Raw genomic sequence first — 16,513 nt, forward strand, 5'->3', positions numbered from 1 at the left:
AGTGTTAAATAAAAAGAGCCACTTTTAAAGTGGCTCTTTTTATTTTATAGCATTACCGACAAACTAAGTATGAGTTGTTCTGGTCTTGTATCTAGCCTGTTAGGGTTGAGAGACGAGATGTTGTTATTAATAATAGTAGCTTCGTTATTATTGAAGCCTCGTTCATACCTTAAGTCAATACCAATTTTGTTTAGACTAAATCCAATACCAAAATTTAACCCAATAGAAAAATCATCTTGGATACTACCAATGGTTGCGTTTTCGAAATTACTATCGACGATATATTGTAATGATGGTCCACCAAAGATATGAAAGGGGCCTAGAATATTAATTCCAACCAATAAAGGGGCGTCTAATTTTTTTAATTCGAAAGTACCTGCATCGTAATCACTCTTTGTTGCTGTGTAAACTAATTCTGGTCTAAAATAAATTTTTGTGCCAAGTTTACCAAATACGCCGATATGATACCCTATGTTTCTATCAGAATTCTGGTAATTATTGGCGATAGATTCAAAATAATCTCCATTACCATTATAGTTTAATCCGCCTTTAAAGCCAAACCCGCTTTCTGTTTGTGCGTAAATACATGTCGAAAATAATAGCGTTGTAATTGATGTTATAATTAAATTTCTCATAATTAATGTTTTTGTGATGAACACAAATTATAACGAATATTATGCCTGTATATTTTAAATACTCAACTACAATTGATTACAGAACAAAAAAAAAGCGTTTAAAACTATTAGTTTTAAACGCTTATATTATGAGTGGTTTTTAGTCTATTTTCTTTTAATAACGCGTTCACAAGCATTAATAATAGCTTCTGCATTTAAACCATATTTTTCCATAAGTTGGGCAGGAGTACCAGATTCTCCAAAGGTGTCATCTGTAGCAACAAACTCTTGCGGTGTCGGCTGATTTTGTGATAGTACTCTAGATATACTTTCTCCTAAGCCTCCTAACTTATTATGTTCTTCTGCAGTAACAACACATTTTGTTTTCTTAACAGATTCAATAATGGCATTAGCATCCAATGGTTTTATAGTGTGGATGTTTATAACCTCCGCAGAAATACCTTTTTCATTTAAAACCTTAGCAGCTTCTAATGCTTCCCAGACTAAATGTCCAGTAGCAACGATAGTCACATCTGTACCGTCTTGTAAATGTACCGCTTTTCCAATTTCAAATTTTTGATCAGCAGGTGTGAAATTAGCTACTTTTGGACGCCCAAAACGTAAGTAAACAGGACCTTTATGTTCCGCAATAGCTATTGTTGCGGCTTTAGTTTGATTGTAATCACAAGTGTTGATTACAGTCATTCCTGGAAGCATTTTCATTAATCCAATATCTTCAAGGATTTGGTGTGTTGCACCATCTTCACCTAAAGTTAAACCGGCATGAGAGGCACAAATTTTTACGTTTTTATCAGAATAAGCAATACTTTGTCTTATTTGATCGTAAACACGTCCCGTAGAAAAGTTAGCAAATGTACCTGTAAAAGGAATTTTTCCTCCAATAGTTAAACCTGCTGCAATACCCATCATGTTTGCTTCAGCAATTCCAATTTGAAAAAAACGTTCTGGATTTTCTTCTATAAACTGATTCATTTTTAAAGAACCAATTAAATCTGCGCAAAGTGCTACAACATTAGGATTTGTTCTCCCTAATTCTGTTAATCCGTCTCCAAAACCTGACCTTGTATCTTTACTTCCTGTATTTGTATATGTTTTCATTTTGTCTTAATTCAAGTTGATTAATAATCGCCTAACGTTTCAGGGTTTTGTTCTAATCCAATAGCTAATTGCTCATCATTAGGTGCTTTTCCATGCCAAGCATGAGTATGCATCATAAAATCTACGCCATTACCCATTACTGTTTTTAGTAATACGCATACTGGTTTTCCTTTTCCTGTTAAGCTTTTTGCTTCTGCCATTCCTTTTAAAATAGCATCAATGTTATTACCTTCTTCTATGTCTAAAACAGTCCATCCAAAAGCTTCAAATTTAGCTCTAAAACTTCCCATTGGTAAAACAGTATCTGTAGAGCCATCAATTTGTTGACCATTTAAATCGATAGTTGCAATAATGTTATCTACTTTTTTTCCTGAAGCATACATAATTGCCTCCCAGTTTTGACCTTCTTGCATTTCTCCATCACCATGTAAACTATACACTAAATGCTTATCACCATTTAATTTTTTAGCTTGGGCAGCACCTAAAGCAACACTTAAACCTTGACCTAAAGATCCAGACGCAATTCTAATACCAGGTAATCCTTCGTGAGTTGTTGGATGCCCTTGCAATCTTGTATTTATTAATCTAAATGTATTCAATTCTTCTACAGGGAAATAACCGCTTCTTGCTAATACACTATAAAATACAGGTGAAATGTGACCGTTAGAAAGGAAAAATAGATCCTCTCCAATACCGTCCATATCAAACCCTTCTTTTCGATCCATTATGTCTTGATAAAGTGCTACCAGAAATTCTGCGCAACCTAATGAACCTCCTGGGTGTCCAGAATTTACCTTGTGTACCATACGTAAAATATCTCTACGTACTTGAGTAGTTAAATCTTCTAATTGTTGTGTGCTTGCCATGTTGTATGGGTTAATTATTTTGTTCAAAATTAGTTTTTTAATATGCCTTTACCAAGATTATTGATGACACTTATTAACGAAATAGGCCGATTTCTTAACAATTATAGATATTTATACTAATCGATAACAATTTTTTCAATTTTAGCAACTATTTAGGACCCTTTGTATTTTTCTTATATATATTTGCTGGCAGAAGATTTAAGAGATAAAATGACTTTCGATTTAAAAGCTAAAGACACACAAAGTAACGCAAGAGCAGGAGTAATAACTACAGACCATGGTGTTATTGAAACACCTATTTTTATGCCTGTAGGAACTGTTGGTTCTGTAAAAGGTGTGCACCAAAGAGAACTAAAAGATGATATAAACCCTGATATTATTTTAGGAAACACCTATCACTTATACCTAAAACCTCAAATTGATGTTTTAGAAAAAGCAGGTGGATTACATAAATTTATGAATTGGGATAGAAATATTTTGACTGATTCAGGTGGGTATCAAGTCTATTCTTTATCTGGAAATAATAAAATTAAAGAAGAAGGGGTTAAATTTAAATCCCATATAGATGGAAGTTACCATATGTTTGCTCCCGAAAATGTAATGGAAATACAACGTAGTATTGGAGCTGATATTATTATGGCTTTTGATGAATGTACACCTTACCCGTGTGATTATAATTATGCTAGACGCTCTATGCATATGACACATCGCTGGTTAGAACGTTGTATTGCACATTTAGAGAAAACACCTTTGAAATACGATTATTCTCAAGCCTTTTTTCCTATTGTTCAGGGAAGTACTTATAAAGATTTGCGTAAACAATCGGCAGAATATATTGCAGGTGTTGGTGCAGAAGGAAATGCCATTGGAGGTTTATCTGTTGGAGAACCGGCAGATGAGATGTACGCCATGACAGAAGTTGTGACGGATATATTACCTTGGGATAAGCCACGTTATTTAATGGGGGTTGGAACACCAATTAATATTTTGGAAAATATTGCGCTTGGAGTGGATATGTTTGATTGTGTGATGCCAACACGTAATGCTAGAAATGGTATGTTGTTTACAGCACATGGGTCAATAAATATCAAAAACCTTAAATGGCGTGAAGATTTTTCGCCAATTGATGAAATGGGAATTACCTATGTCGATACAGAATATAGCAAAGCATATTTGCGTCATTTATTTAATGTGAATGAATTATTAGGAAAGCAAATTGCGACTATACATAATTTAGGTTTCTATTTGTGGTTAACTAGAGAAGCAAGAAAGCATATTATAGCGGGAGATTTTAGAGCGTGGAAGGATAAGATGGTTAAACAAATGGATAATAGACTTTAATTTAAATCACAGTATTACTTTCTTTTGGAGAATTTAAAATAAAATGAAAATACTAGACTGGTACATATTAAAACGTTATTTACTGACTTTTGCTGTCATGCTATTATTGTTTATACCTATTGGTATAACAGTCCATTTGGCTGAAAAAATTGGAAAAATATTAGAGAAAAATGTCCCTTTTGGTGAAGTCATGGTCTACTTTTTAGACTTTACAATATATTTTGCCCATTTATTATTTCCGTTGTTTCTATTTTTATCAGTGATTTGGTTTACGTCCAAATTGGCCAATAATACAGAGATTGTTGCTTTTCTAAGTTCTGGTGTATCATTTTCACGATTTTTAAGACCATATTTAATAGGTGCAACTATTGTCGCGATGATTTCGATAGTTTTGGGGCTGTATTTAGCACCCAATGCCAGTAAAGGTTTTAATAATTTTAAGTATAAATATCTTTCAGGAAAGAAAACAAGTAATACGACCAATGTTCTCAAGCAAATAAATGATAATGATATTATTTATGTCACTAGTTTTGATACAAAAAACAAGACAGGTGTTAATTTTACTTTAGAACATTTTGAGAATAATAAAATGAAGTATAAATTAAGTGCTTCAAACATTAGGTACATAGAAGAAGATTCTGCTTTTGTGTTACGTAACTACCTTAAAAGAACTATCGGTGAGGACATAGATAAGTTAGATTTAGAAAGAAGAAAAGATACTGTTTTTAGCTTCGATTTAGAGGATTTAACACCGGAAGATTATATAGCAGAAACACTGCGCTATAATGAGTTAATTAAATTTATTGATAGAGAAGAGCAACGTGGATCTAAATATATAGGACGTTATAAATTGGCTAAATATCAAAAATGGAGTTTGCCAGTGTCTGTTTTTATATTAACTATTATTGCAGTAGCCGTATCTTCCAGAAAGCGAAGAGGTGGAATGGGAGTTAATTTAGCCTTTGGTATCTGTATTGCAATGATATTTGTCTTTTTTGATAAAATTTTTGGGACATTAGCCTCTCAATCAGATTTTTCACCGTTATTGGCAGTATGGTTTCCAAATATTATTTTTGGAATTTTAGCCATTATTTTACTGCGTAATGCAAAACGATAAACTTAAAAATTACTTACACTTACATCTTCTAGTATTTATTGCTGGCTTTACCGCCATTATAGGTAAGTTAATAACTTTGAATGCAGTCAGTTTAGTCTGGTACCGGATGCTTATCGCTACGGCTTTAATGTTTGCATACATTAAAATAGCAAAGATTAATATTTCAATAAATAGAAAATCGTTTGGTAAATTAGCTATTGCAGGAATTATAATCGCTTTACATTGGATAACTTTTTTTGGATCCATTCAAGTCTCTAATGCGTCTATAGCATTAGCTATGTTTTCTACTGGAGCTTTTTTTGCTTCATTTATCGAACCTATTATTTACAAACGAAAAATTATAGCATATGAGATTGTTTTTGGTCTTATTGTTGTTTTAGGGATTTATCTAATTGTTAGAAGTGAATTCAGATATATAGACGGCATGATTTTAGGTGTTATTTCTGCGTTTTTATCATCATTATTTGCAGTTTTAAATGGTAAATTTTTGGAGGAACATTCTGCTACCAAAATTTCTTTTTATGAGTTTATAAGTGGTGTGTTTTTTATTACATTATATATTGCATTTTTTGGTGACGGCTTTAATGCTAACCATTTTAACATCTCAATGTCTGATGGACTTTGGTTGTTTGTTTTGGCTTCAATATGTACAGCTTATGCATTTATTGCTTCGGTACATGTTATGCGCTTTATAAGCCCATATACAGTCGTGTTAACTTATAATCTAGAACCAATTTACGGAATAGTTTTAGCCCTGATTTTATTTCCGGAGTCAGAAACAATGTCATCTTCATTTTATATAGGAGCCTTTATTATTCTGGGCGTCGTTTTATGTAATGGTATTTTAAAAAATTGGAAGAACTTCAAAAAAAACAAGAGTAAACAAACTGATTGATTATCAAATTTTAACGTTAAAAAGGATGCTTTTTAATCAAATTCTTAAAATTTGAAATAAAAAATATGTAATTTTGCTAGCTAACAAATAAACAAAACTATCATTCCCTATGGAATATTTAGAATTTGAATTACCGATTAAAGAACTAGAAGAACAACTAGGAAAGTGTCAAATTATTGGAGAAGAGAGTGATGTAGATGTGACACAGACTTGCAAGCAGATAGAGAAAAAGCTTGTAGCAACAAAAAAGGAAATATACAAAAACCTTACCCCATGGCAACGTGTACAAATGTCACGTCATCCAGATAGACCATATACTTTAGATTATATTAAATCACTTTGTGGCGACTCTTTTTTAGAGCTTCATGGTGATAGAAGTTTTAAGGATGATAAGGCTATGATTGGTGGTTTAGGTAAAATTGGAGACCAGAGTTTTATGTTTATTGGTCAACAAAAAGGATACAATACCAAAACTAGACAATACCGTAATTTTGGTATGGCTAACCCAGAAGGGTATCGTAAAGCATTACGATTGATGAAATCTGCTGAAAAATTCGGAATTCCTGTTGTAACTTTATTAGATACGCCTGGTGCTTATCCTGGTTTAGAAGCTGAAGAGCGAGGACAAGGAGAAGCTATTGCAAGAAATATTTTAGAAATGACACGTTTAAAAGTACCTATTATTACCATAGTAATTGGTGAAGGTGCTTCTGGAGGAGCATTAGGTATAGGAGTAGGTGATAAGATTATGATGTTGGAAAACACATGGTATTCTGTGATTTCTCCGGAATCTTGTTCTTCTATATTATGGAGAAGTTGGGAATATAAAGAACTTGCTGCTGAAGCGTTAAAGTTGACGCCTACAGATATGAAAAAAATGAAAATTGTTGACGAAATCATTAAAGAACCACTTGGTGGAGCACATTCTGATAGAGAAACAACTTTTAAAACGGTATCTGAAGCTATTGTTTCAGCTTATGACGAGTTTAAAAACTTATCACCAAAGGATTTAGTAAATAAACGTATCGAAAAATATTGTGACATGGGAGTTTTTAAGGGGTAAACCTTATAAATCCATTTGCTAACATAAATCTGAAGTTTAGGCTTCAGGTTTTTTTTTATGCTTATTAACAAAAAAATAGACTTATTAACAGTATAAATGTTGATGACCTGTTAAGATTGAGTAACTTTGTAATTCAATATTTCTTAACAATTTATTTACTTTCGCTAAGTCTAAAAACAGAAGGTTTTTAACCTCTTATTAGTCAATATTTAACCAAAAAATCATTAAGTTTTAAACTTAAAATTATAGTATATCGATGAAGCAACCCAATCAAGTAAAAGGCTATCAAGTTGATAGAAGTACCATAATTAACCTTGAAAAAGGGAAGATTCCACCTCAGGCGTTAGATCTAGAGGAGGTCGTACTTGGTGCCATGATGATTGATAAAAAAGGGGTGGATGAAGTTATTGATATTTTAAGCGCTGATGCTTTTTATAAAGAAGCACATCAACACATATTTGAAGCGATCTTTATGTTGTTTCAAGAGAGCCAACCTATTGACTTATTAACAGTTTCGACACAATTAAAGACAAATTCGACTTTAGATTTAGCTGGTGGAGATTTTTATTTGATTTCCTTAACGCAGAAAGTATCGTCTTCTGCCCATATCGAGTTTCATGCCCGTATTATTTTACAGAAATTTATACAACGTAGTTTAATTAAGATTTCTTCAGAGATTATTGAAGAAGCTTATGACGAGACGCAGGATGTTTTTGATTTATTAGATAAAGCAGAATCTCGACTTTACGAAGTAACGCAAGGAAATATTAAAAAATCAAGTGAAACAGCACAAGATCTTGTAATACAAGCTAAAAAGAAAATTGAAGAAATCTCCAAAAAAGAGGGGATGAGTGGGGTGCCTTCTGGTTTTAATAAACTAGACAAACTGACGTCTGGATGGCAAGAAAGTGATTTAATTATTATTGCAGCACGTCCGGGTATGGGTAAAACGGCCTTTACTTTGACTATGGCACGAAACGTTGCCGTAAATTCAAATATACCAGTAGCCTTTTTCTCTTTAGAGATGGCATCTGTACAGTTAATTACACGTTTAATTTCTAGTGAGACTGGATTGTCTTCAGAAAAACTGAGAACAGGAAAATTAGAGAAGCACGAGTGGGAACAACTTAACGTAAAAGTAAAAGCGTTAGAGAAAGCGCCACTTTTTATTGATGATACACCTTCACTTTCTATTTTTGATTTACGTGCAAAAGCACGTCGTTTAGCATCGCAACACGGTATTAGAATGATCATGATTGATTATTTACAGTTAATGACAGCTGCCGGATCTGGTGGTAACCGTGAACAAGAAATATCGACTATTTCTCGTAACTTAAAAGCATTGGCTAAAGAATTAAGTTTACCTGTAATTGCATTATCACAACTATCGCGTGCTGTAGAAACGCGTGGTGGAAGTAAACGTCCTTTATTATCCGATTTACGTGAATCTGGAGCTATTGAGCAAGATGCCGATATTGTAAGTTTTATTTATAGACCAGAATATTATAAAATCGACGAATGGGATGATGAAGAACGTTCTCCGACTGAAGGTCAAGGTGAGTTTATAGTAGCAAAGCACCGTAATGGTGGTTTAGAAAGTATTAGACTTAAATTTATCGGTCATTTAGGTAAGTTTGATAACTTAGATGATTTTGATACACCTTTTGGTCAAGAATTCCATAGTAAAATGAATGCTGCTGCAAATGATAATACATTTGCTCCAGATAATTTCCCTTCTGCTAATGATGCTTTTGGAGCACCAGAAGAAGATAATGATGTACCTTTTTAATATAAATTAATTATTACTTTGATGGATAAAATCAAAACGACTAACTATTTGCTTTTAATAATTGTAATACCAATTATTTTTTATTTACTAAAAGTGTTGTCTTTTATTTTCGTACCGTTAGTATTCTCAATGTTTATTGCATTGCTGTTTTTACCATTAATGCGTTTTTTACGTAAACGGAAACTTCCAAAAGCCGTTAGTGTTTTTGTGGTCTTACTTGTTATCGCTTTGGGTGTTAAAGCTGGGGTAGAGTTGGTTAAATTATCTAGTAAAGAAATTATAGCATCAGATTCTCAATTTTTCCATAAAGCTGAAGATAAAATCAATATGTTAATTGATAATACGCAAACCTTCTTTGGAGTTGATAAGGTAGAAGGTAGTAGGTCGTTAACTAGGCTTCTAAATAAAGATGCGTTATTAAGTAACTTGTCGCCAACACTTAGTTTTATTAGTAAATTTTTAACGGCTTTATTAATGACAACTTTTTTTGTGGTCCTGTGGTTGGCAGAGTCTATTAATGTGGAACAGTTAATTAATAAAACTATTTTAAAGAAGAAACACACCTCTATCAAAACATTTATGAAGATAGAGAAAGACTTAATCAAATTTATTAAAGTTAAGTTTTTGGTTAGTTTCTTAACAGGAATTGGGACTGGGTTAGCGTGTTATGTTTTTGATGTTAGTTTCCCTATTTTCTGGGGATTATTTGCTTTCATTATCAACTTTGTACAAATGGTAGGGTCATTTATTACAGTTATATTGTTATCAATTTTTGCTTTTGTAGAAATTGAAAACATGAGTGTGTTATTGTTTTTTACCTTGTCAATTACAGGGGTTCAAGTATTATTTGGTGCTATTTTAGAACCTGTTTTTATGGGAAAATCTTTTTCTATAAATATTATTGCAGTATTAGTAATGTTAATGTTCTGGGGCTTTATTTGGGGTATTCCAGGTTTAATTATGGCTATTCCAATAACAGTATTTCTTAAAATTATTTTAGAGCAGTTTCCAAAGACGAAAATTATATCAGATCTACTTTCTGGATCGACAAGTTAATTTAATACTAATCCCTTTTATATAAGTCGGTTTTTTAAGTATCTTTCAACCTATAAAACCACTTTTTTAGATGAAAAAATTAACGCTATTTTTATTTCTGTTCGTGTTTGCAAATCAATTGTTTGCTTCATACATTCTTATTCCTATGGATGCAGAGACTCAGGAAAATCATTTAAAAGCCTATGGTATTACGTATTGGACTCTACAGAAAAATGTTAAAGTAAAATGGTTACTTAATTATCGAGGCGGTTCTTTTCTATTGCCGGATAGTGAAGATATACAAAGAGAATGCCAAATTCGAGGAGTAACTTTTGAAGTTATTTCTGATTCGAAAACTGAAGCTATTTTAAAAGATATAGATAGCCCAGGTAAAAATATGGAATCCGTTGTGCTAGAAAAAGCACCTAAAATAGCTGTTTATACGCCAAAAGGAAAATTGCCATGGGATGATGCGGTTACAATGGTATTAAGTTATGCTGAAATTCCTTACGAAACAATCTATGATGAAGAAGTCTTAAAAGATGAATTATTATTGTACGATTGGTTACACCTACATCACGAAGACTTTACGGGACAGTTTGGTAAATTTTATGCTAGATATAGACAAGCAGCATGGTATATCCAAGAAAAGCAATCAGCAGAAGCATTGGCTACTAAGTTGGGGTATTCTAAAGTGTCAGAAGAAAAAAGAGATGTAGCTCTCAAAATAAGAGATTATGTTGTCGGTGGAGGATTTATGTTTGCTATGTGTAGTGCGACAGAAAGTTTTGATATTGCATTGTCTGCAGCAGGAATTGATATATGCGAACCGATGTTTGATGGAGATGGTAGTGATGGTAATTATCAGTCTAAAATAGAGTTTTCAAAAACATTTGCGTTTAAAGATTACACGTTGGAGCGGAATCCCCAGGTTTATGAATTTTCAAGTATAGACATGACAGCTAAACGGAAAATACCGAAGGAAACGGATTATTTTTCACTTATGGATTTTTCCGCTAAATGGGATCCAATCCCAACGATGTTATGTCAAAACCATACAGCTTTGGTCAAAGGGTTTATGGGACAAACAACTTCTTTTACTAGAGAACAAGTTAAATCGAACGTATTGGTCATGGGAGAAAATAAAACTAACGGAGAAGCTAAGTATATTCACGGTATCAAAGGGAAAGGTTTTTTTACTTTTTATGGTGGTCACGATCCAGAAGATTATACACACCAGGTCGGTGATCCAAAAACAGAATTATCTTTACATCCAACATCACCGGGTTATAGACTTATTTTAAACAATGTCTTATTTCCTGCAGCTAAAAAGAAAAAGCAGAAGACATAATAAAGACTTGTATTTTGATAAATCACTATCAAATTAGTTTTTTTACCAAGTGTTAAACAAAACAGATCTTTAAGTAGAATAGTATAAAGATTAGTGGTTAAATTAAGAAAGAATAATAATTTAAATTAATTGTTAATGTCAACAAAAACGGATATCCTAAAAAAAATAGAAATTCTAATTACAACACATTTTGAGACCCCAAAAAAAGCATTCGATTTCTTTGATGACAATGGTGATCAAAAATTATCTAAATCAGAAATTAAAAACCTTTTACAAGAAGCCGAGATTAGTGGCTTTATACGGGGTATAATTTCTTCCAAGTTAATAGAAGGTTATGATAAAGATGGTGATCAGTTAATTAGTTGGTCTGAGTTTAAAGTGGCAATTGATGAAATCTCTCAATAAATATAGCTTTTGAAAAATTTATTAGTCCAGTTTTTAAGATTATTAGTAGCTACCATTATTTTTTGGTCTATAGCTTTTTGCGTATTTATAATGATACGGTACTTTCAAATAGGAGTAGAGGGAGGAAAGGCATTTGAAGTAGGAAAGGATATTCCTGGTTTGGATACAGATGGAGTACCAATAACCCAATGGTTGGAGTTTGGTGTGTTTTCCGGAATTGTAGTAGGCTGTATTTATGCTATAGTAGAGTTTCTTTTCGAAAAATTGCGATTAAATAAACTCTCGACAGGATTGGTTTTGGTAGAAAAATCCCTGATTTATTTAATAATGCTAATTCTTTCAACTAATTTTATTATAACTTTAATTGAAGAGCAAATTGACAGAAATTTACCAAATGAACAAGGATGGTGGATTCAAAATAAAGTATTTTGGTTGGTTGTTGGTTATTTTGTGATCTGTTCTTTAATTTTTTCATTCTTAAAAATTGCCAAAGATAATTTTGGTAGAGGCGTATTCTTTAATCAATTGATAGGAAAATATAAAAAACCAAGAGAAGAAAGACGCATTTTTATGTTTTTGGATTTACAAGCGTCGACGACTATTGCAGAACAATTAGGCCATTTTAAATATAGCGAGTTGATACAGCAATGTTTTTACGATCTTAACTATGTATTGCCTAATTATAATGCAGAGATTTATCAATATGTTGGTGATGAAGCAGTAATAAGTTGGCCTTTTGATAAAGGAATAAAGGATAACAATTGTGTAGAACTGTTCTTTAAGTTTCAAGATAGGTTACTTAAAAAAGAAAAAACATATATCAAAAAATTTGGCATTCTACCTAAATTTAAAGCTGGTCTACATGGCGGAAAGTTAATAGTCACAGAAGTAGGAACAATTAAAAAAGAGATTGCATACCATGGTGATGTTATAAATACAGCAGCACGAATTCAAGGGGAATGTAATGCTTACAACGAAACGCTTTTAATCTCTCAAACCTTGTTGGACAAATTAAAGTTACATAAATATAAACTAGAATCTATAGGGGACATTGCTTTAAAAGGTAAAGAATCTGAGGTGAAGTTAGTTTCTATTAATAAAAATAGCTAATCCAAACTGTCAATTAATTGTTTTATAATAAATTCGACGCCATTCTCATCATTCGTTTTAGTAGTAAAATTAGCGACAGCTTTTACATGGGGATGTGCGTTGTCCATAGCATAACTAAAATGAGCTAACTGGAGCATTTCTATGTCATTATTATAGTCACCAAAAACCATAGTTTCTGCTTCGGTAATGTTGTGAAGTTCTTGTATGTGTTTTATTGCGTAACCTTTGTTAGCAATATTTTCTGATATATCCACCCAATGATTTGCAGATACTTTTACTTTAAAATTAGATTCTAGATGCTTTACAGAAGGATATATATACTTTTCAGAACTTTCCTCATGGTATAATGCAATCTTATAAATGTCTTCTTTAATGTCTGCTATAGTTTCTATAATGTCGTAATTGGAATAGTATTCACTTAAAAGAGACATTAATTTTTTAGATTTACTGATAACGTAGGCCTTATCTTTTGTACAAAAAACGGGATGAGTATCTTTTAAATTAAGTATTATATCAGATATAGCATTTAAATTTTCAGTTTTAAATGTATTAGAAATAAGCAAATCATTTTTTTTTACAGCCAATCCACCATTCTCAGAGACTATAATAATGTCATTTTTTATCGGAGCTAATTTGTCAATCATACTATAATATGGACGTCCACTAGCGGCAACAAATAGAATATTTTTCGATTGTAATATCTTAAAAAGTTTAAAGAATTTGGAACTAACTTCGTGATTAGAGTTCAGTAACGTCCCATCTAGATCGGAAACTATTAATTTGACTTGACTTAAATTCATAAGGGTGTAAAGTGTTAGGTTGTAAATCTAATTGTATTGTTTCAAAAACAGCAATATTTAGCGTTAAGTTATAATTAAAGGCATAAAAAAATCCGATTCAATTAAGAATCGGATTTTCTATGTTATAAGCGAAGTATTGTTATACAATTGGCAAAATGCCTTTTATTTTACTTTGTTCACAATTGCTTCAAAAGCATCTGGATTGTTCATTGCTAAATCAGCTAAAACCTTACGGTTTAATTCGATATTGTTAGCTTTTACTTTCCCCATAAATTGTGAGTAAGTCATTCCATGTAATCTAGCTCCAGCGTTAATACGCGTGATCCATAATGCACGGAAAGTTCTCTTTTTATTTCTACGGTCTCTGTATGCATATTGCATAGCTTTGTCAACCGCATTTTTTGCTACTGTCCAAACGTTTTTACGACGTCCAAAGTAACCTTTTGCTTGTTTAAGCACCTTTTTTCTTCTGGCTCTTTTGGCAACAGAATTTACTGATCTAGGCATAATTTTAATGTGTTTTGTAGTAGGCGGTTAATTAATAACACTTTATATAGGCCTAACTCCAGGGTTTATAAATAATAATTTGTAACCAAATTAAGGTAATGTTACTTTAAACGCATCATTACTTTAATGTTGTTCTCATCCGCTTTATGTACTAAACCGTCATGAGTTAACTTAAGCTTACGCTTTTTAGACTTCTTTGTTAAGATGTGACTCTTAAAAGCGTGCTTTCTTTTAATTTTACCAGTACCAGTAAGCTTGAAACGCTTTTTAGCACTAGATTTTGTTTTCATTTTAGGCATTTTGTTTCCTAGTTTTAATTATTTCGCTTATAATATTTTTAAGTACTGAAATTCTTTCAGCAACTTCTTACTTCTTTGGAGCAATAAACATAGTCATACGTTTTCCCTCAAGTCTTGGCATTTGTTCTACTTTACCAATTTCTTCTAAATCTTGGGCTAAACGTAATAATAATATTTGTCCTTGCTCTTTAAACACAATCGATCGTCCCTTAAAGAAAACAAAGGCTTTTAACTTTGCACCTTCTTTTAAGAATTTTTCGGCGTGTTTCTTCTTAAACTCGTAATCATGATCATCTGTTTGTGGTCCAAACCGAATTTCTTTAATTACAACTTTAGTAGCCTTGGATTTTAATGCTTTTTCCCGCTTCTTCTGTTCATAAAGAAACTTCTTGTAATCCATTATTTTACATACAGGCGGATCTGCTTTTGGCGAAATTTCTACCAAGTCAAGTTCTTGCTCTCTTGCAAATTCTCTTGCCTCTTTAGTGGTATAGATTCCTACTTCAACATTCTCTCCAACTAGACGCACTTTCTCTGCTCTAACCTTACCGTTAATGTTGTGCTGATCTTCCTTAATGATTCTTGCCGGACCTCTTGATCTTTTTCTACGTATTGCTATGACTTATATATTTTAGTTAAACTTAATTTTAAAATTGTCTTTTTGTCTTATTTATCTCTGTTTTAACAATCTCTGCAAAGGTATCTACACTAATCGTGCCTAAATCTTCACCGCCATGTTGTCTGACAGATATCTTATTTTCATTCTCTTCTTGCTCTCCAATGATAATCATATAAGGCGTTTTACTCATTTCAGCCTCTCTAATCTTCTTACCTATGGTTTCACTTCTGTTATCTAAAGTTGCGCGAATCTCGTGATTTTCTAGCAAAGTTAAAACATTTTCCCCGTATTTCTCGTATTTCTCACTAAGAGTTAATATAGAAACTTGATTTGGCATTAACCAAAGTGGGAAATTTCCGCCAGTATGCTCTAATAAAATAGCAATAAAACGTTCCATACTTCCAAAAGGAGCACGGTGTATCATTACCGGTCTATGGGTTTCATTATTACTACCTTTATAAGATAATTCAAAACGTTCAGGTAAATTATAATCAACCTGAATAGTTCCTAATTGCCATTGTCTTCCTAAAGCATCCTTTACCATAAAGTCTAATTTAGGTCCGTAAAAAGCAGCTTCGCCAGTTTCTATAACATAATTTAAGTTTTTATCCTTGGCAGCGTTTATTATTGCTTGTTCTGCTTTTTCCCAATTTTCTAAACTTCCAATATACTTCTCTGGTTTTTCCGGATCACGTAAAGAGACTTGTGCAGTAAAGTTTTCAAACCCTAAAGATCCAAATACGTATAATACCAAATCAATAACGTTTTTAAACTCTTGATCTAATTGATCTGGAGTACAAAAAATGTGAGCATCATCTTGAGTAAAACCTCTAACTCTAGTTAAACCATGTAATTCTCCACTTTGTTCATATCTATAAACAGTACCAAATTCAGCAAAGCGTTTTGGTAAATCTTTATAGGACCATTGCATACTGTTGTATATCTCACAGTGGTGAGGACAGTTCATTGGTTTTAGTAAAAACTCTTCACCTTCTTTAGGTGTAGTAATCGGTTGGAAGCTATCAGCACCATATTTCTCATAATGACCAGAAGTAACATAAAGTTCCTTTTGACCAATATGTGGCGTAATAACCATTTCATAACCAGCTTTTTTCTGCGCAGCCTTTAAAAAATCTTCTAAACGCTCACGTAAAGCAGCACCTTTAGGTAACCATAGCGGTAAACCAGCACCAACTTTTTGAGAAAAAGTAAAAAGCTCAAGCTCTTTACCTAATTTTCTATGATCACGTTTTTTTGCTTCCTCTAATAGATGTAAATATTCAGTTAATTCTTTTTGTTTAGGGAAAGACGTTCCGTAAACACGCGTTAATTGCGGTTTGTTTTCATCACCTCTCCAATAAGCACCAGCAACAGATAATATTTTTACCGCTTTAATAATCCCTGTATTTGGGATATGCCCACCACGACATAAATCAGTAAAAGTAGCATGGTCACAAAAAGTGATAGTCCCATCTTCAAGATTCTCAATTAATTCAGTCTTATATTCATTGTCCTTATATAAAGACAAAGCATCAGCTTTAGTTACAGATCGCATAGCAAACTCATGTTTACCTCTGGCAATC

Annotated in this window: 17 protein-coding genes (1 of these 17 cut by a window edge); 9 read left to right on the plus strand and 8 right to left on the minus strand. The window is 32.5% G+C overall.

Features of this window, described 5'->3' with window-relative positions; translation table 11 throughout:
• Positions 1-44 precede the first annotated feature (44 nt).
• The 3 genes from H0I26_RS09220 to H0I26_RS09230 form a co-directional block, all read right to left on the minus strand.
• Complete coding sequence (locus tag H0I26_RS09220; RefSeq protein WP_218701956.1) at positions 45-635, minus strand: outer membrane beta-barrel protein; 591 nt, start codon at positions 633-635, stop codon at positions 45-47.
• A 144-nt stretch (positions 636-779) separates the two neighbouring features.
• On the minus strand, positions 780-1,733 hold the full coding sequence (locus H0I26_RS09225; RefSeq protein ID WP_218701957.1) for a transketolase family protein: 954 nt from the start codon (positions 1,731-1,733) through the stop codon (positions 780-782).
• A gap of 20 nt (positions 1,734-1,753) precedes the next feature.
• The gene (locus tag H0I26_RS09230; RefSeq protein ID WP_218701958.1) at positions 1,754-2,599 is read right to left on the minus strand and encodes a transketolase; all 846 of its coding nucleotides are present in this window, start codon (positions 2,597-2,599) and stop codon (positions 1,754-1,756) included.
• 210 nt (positions 2,600-2,809) lie between these two features.
• Between H0I26_RS09230 and tgt the strand changes: the two genes are divergently transcribed.
• The 9 genes from tgt to H0I26_RS09275 all read left to right on the plus strand — a co-directional run bounded on the left by tgt (position 2,810) and on the right by H0I26_RS09275 (position 12,705).
• A complete protein-coding gene (gene tgt, locus H0I26_RS09235; RefSeq protein WP_101020968.1) occupies positions 2,810-3,940 on the plus strand; it encodes a tRNA guanosine(34) transglycosylase Tgt in 1,131 nt (376 codons plus the stop codon).
• Between the two features lie 43 nt (positions 3,941-3,983).
• Positions 3,984-5,057: an LptF/LptG family permease gene (locus H0I26_RS09240; RefSeq protein WP_218701959.1), complete on the plus strand. Its 1,074-nt coding sequence runs from the start codon at positions 3,984-3,986 to the stop codon at positions 5,055-5,057.
• Positions 5,044-5,952 (plus strand): DMT family transporter, encoded by a 909-nt coding sequence (locus tag H0I26_RS09245; RefSeq protein WP_218701960.1) that lies wholly within the window; start codon positions 5,044-5,046, stop codon positions 5,950-5,952. The genes H0I26_RS09240 and H0I26_RS09245 overlap by 14 nt, the downstream gene beginning before the upstream one ends.
• A 109-nt stretch (positions 5,953-6,061) precedes the next feature.
• The gene (locus tag H0I26_RS09250; RefSeq protein ID WP_218701961.1) at positions 6,062-7,015 is read left to right on the plus strand and encodes an acetyl-CoA carboxylase carboxyltransferase subunit alpha; all 954 of its coding nucleotides are present in this window, start codon (positions 6,062-6,064) and stop codon (positions 7,013-7,015) included.
• A gap of 256 nt (positions 7,016-7,271) precedes the next feature.
• Positions 7,272-8,804 carry a replicative DNA helicase gene (gene dnaB, locus H0I26_RS09255; RefSeq protein WP_101018036.1) on the plus strand — a complete coding sequence of 511 codons (1,533 nt, stop codon included), beginning with the start codon at positions 7,272-7,274 and terminating at the stop codon, positions 8,802-8,804.
• A gap of 21 nt (positions 8,805-8,825) precedes the next feature.
• Positions 8,826-9,860 carry an AI-2E family transporter gene (locus H0I26_RS09260; protein WP_218701962.1) on the plus strand — a complete coding sequence of 345 codons (1,035 nt, stop codon included), beginning with the start codon at positions 8,826-8,828 and terminating at the stop codon, positions 9,858-9,860.
• 70 nt (positions 9,861-9,930) lie between these two features.
• A complete protein-coding gene (locus H0I26_RS09265) occupies positions 9,931-11,190 on the plus strand; it encodes an asparagine synthetase B (RefSeq protein ID WP_218701963.1) in 1,260 nt (419 codons plus the stop codon).
• Between the two features lie 135 nt (positions 11,191-11,325).
• Positions 11,326-11,595 (plus strand): EF-hand domain-containing protein, encoded by a 270-nt coding sequence (locus H0I26_RS09270; RefSeq protein ID WP_101018039.1) that lies wholly within the window; start codon positions 11,326-11,328, stop codon positions 11,593-11,595.
• A 9-nt stretch (positions 11,596-11,604) separates the two neighbouring features.
• A complete protein-coding gene (locus tag H0I26_RS09275; protein WP_218701964.1) occupies positions 11,605-12,705 on the plus strand; it encodes an adenylate/guanylate cyclase domain-containing protein in 1,101 nt (366 codons plus the stop codon).
• On the opposite strand, the gene H0I26_RS09280 is transcribed toward H0I26_RS09275, so the two are convergent.
• The 5 genes from H0I26_RS09280 to thrS form a co-directional block, all read right to left on the minus strand.
• The gene (locus tag H0I26_RS09280) at positions 12,702-13,505 is read right to left on the minus strand and encodes an HAD family hydrolase (protein ID WP_218701965.1); all 804 of its coding nucleotides are present in this window, start codon (positions 13,503-13,505) and stop codon (positions 12,702-12,704) included. The genes H0I26_RS09275 and H0I26_RS09280 overlap by 4 nt on opposite strands.
• A gap of 162 nt (positions 13,506-13,667) precedes the next feature.
• Positions 13,668-14,012: a 50S ribosomal protein L20 gene (rplT, locus tag H0I26_RS09285; RefSeq protein ID WP_090839493.1), complete on the minus strand. Its 345-nt coding sequence runs from the start codon at positions 14,010-14,012 to the stop codon at positions 13,668-13,670.
• Positions 14,013-14,113: 101 nt separating this feature from the next.
• Positions 14,114-14,311: a 50S ribosomal protein L35 gene (rpmI, locus tag H0I26_RS09290; RefSeq protein WP_090839495.1), complete on the minus strand. Its 198-nt coding sequence runs from the start codon at positions 14,309-14,311 to the stop codon at positions 14,114-14,116.
• A 67-nt stretch (positions 14,312-14,378) separates the two neighbouring features.
• Entirely contained in the window at positions 14,379-14,888 is a 510-nt protein-coding gene (infC, locus tag H0I26_RS09295) for a translation initiation factor IF-3 (protein ID WP_256935332.1), read from the minus strand.
• A 70-nt stretch (positions 14,889-14,958) separates the two neighbouring features.
• Positions 14,959-16,513: the 3' portion of a threonine--tRNA ligase gene (thrS, locus tag H0I26_RS09300; protein ID WP_218701966.1), read on the minus strand. Its footprint extends 380 nt past the window's final position; 1,555 of the gene's 1,935 nt are visible here — the last part of the coding sequence; its start codon lies beyond the right edge, outside the window; the stop codon is at positions 14,959-14,961.

The organism is Olleya sp. HaHaR_3_96 (assembly GCF_019278545.1).
Classification (GTDB): domain Bacteria; phylum Bacteroidota; class Bacteroidia; order Flavobacteriales; family Flavobacteriaceae; genus Olleya.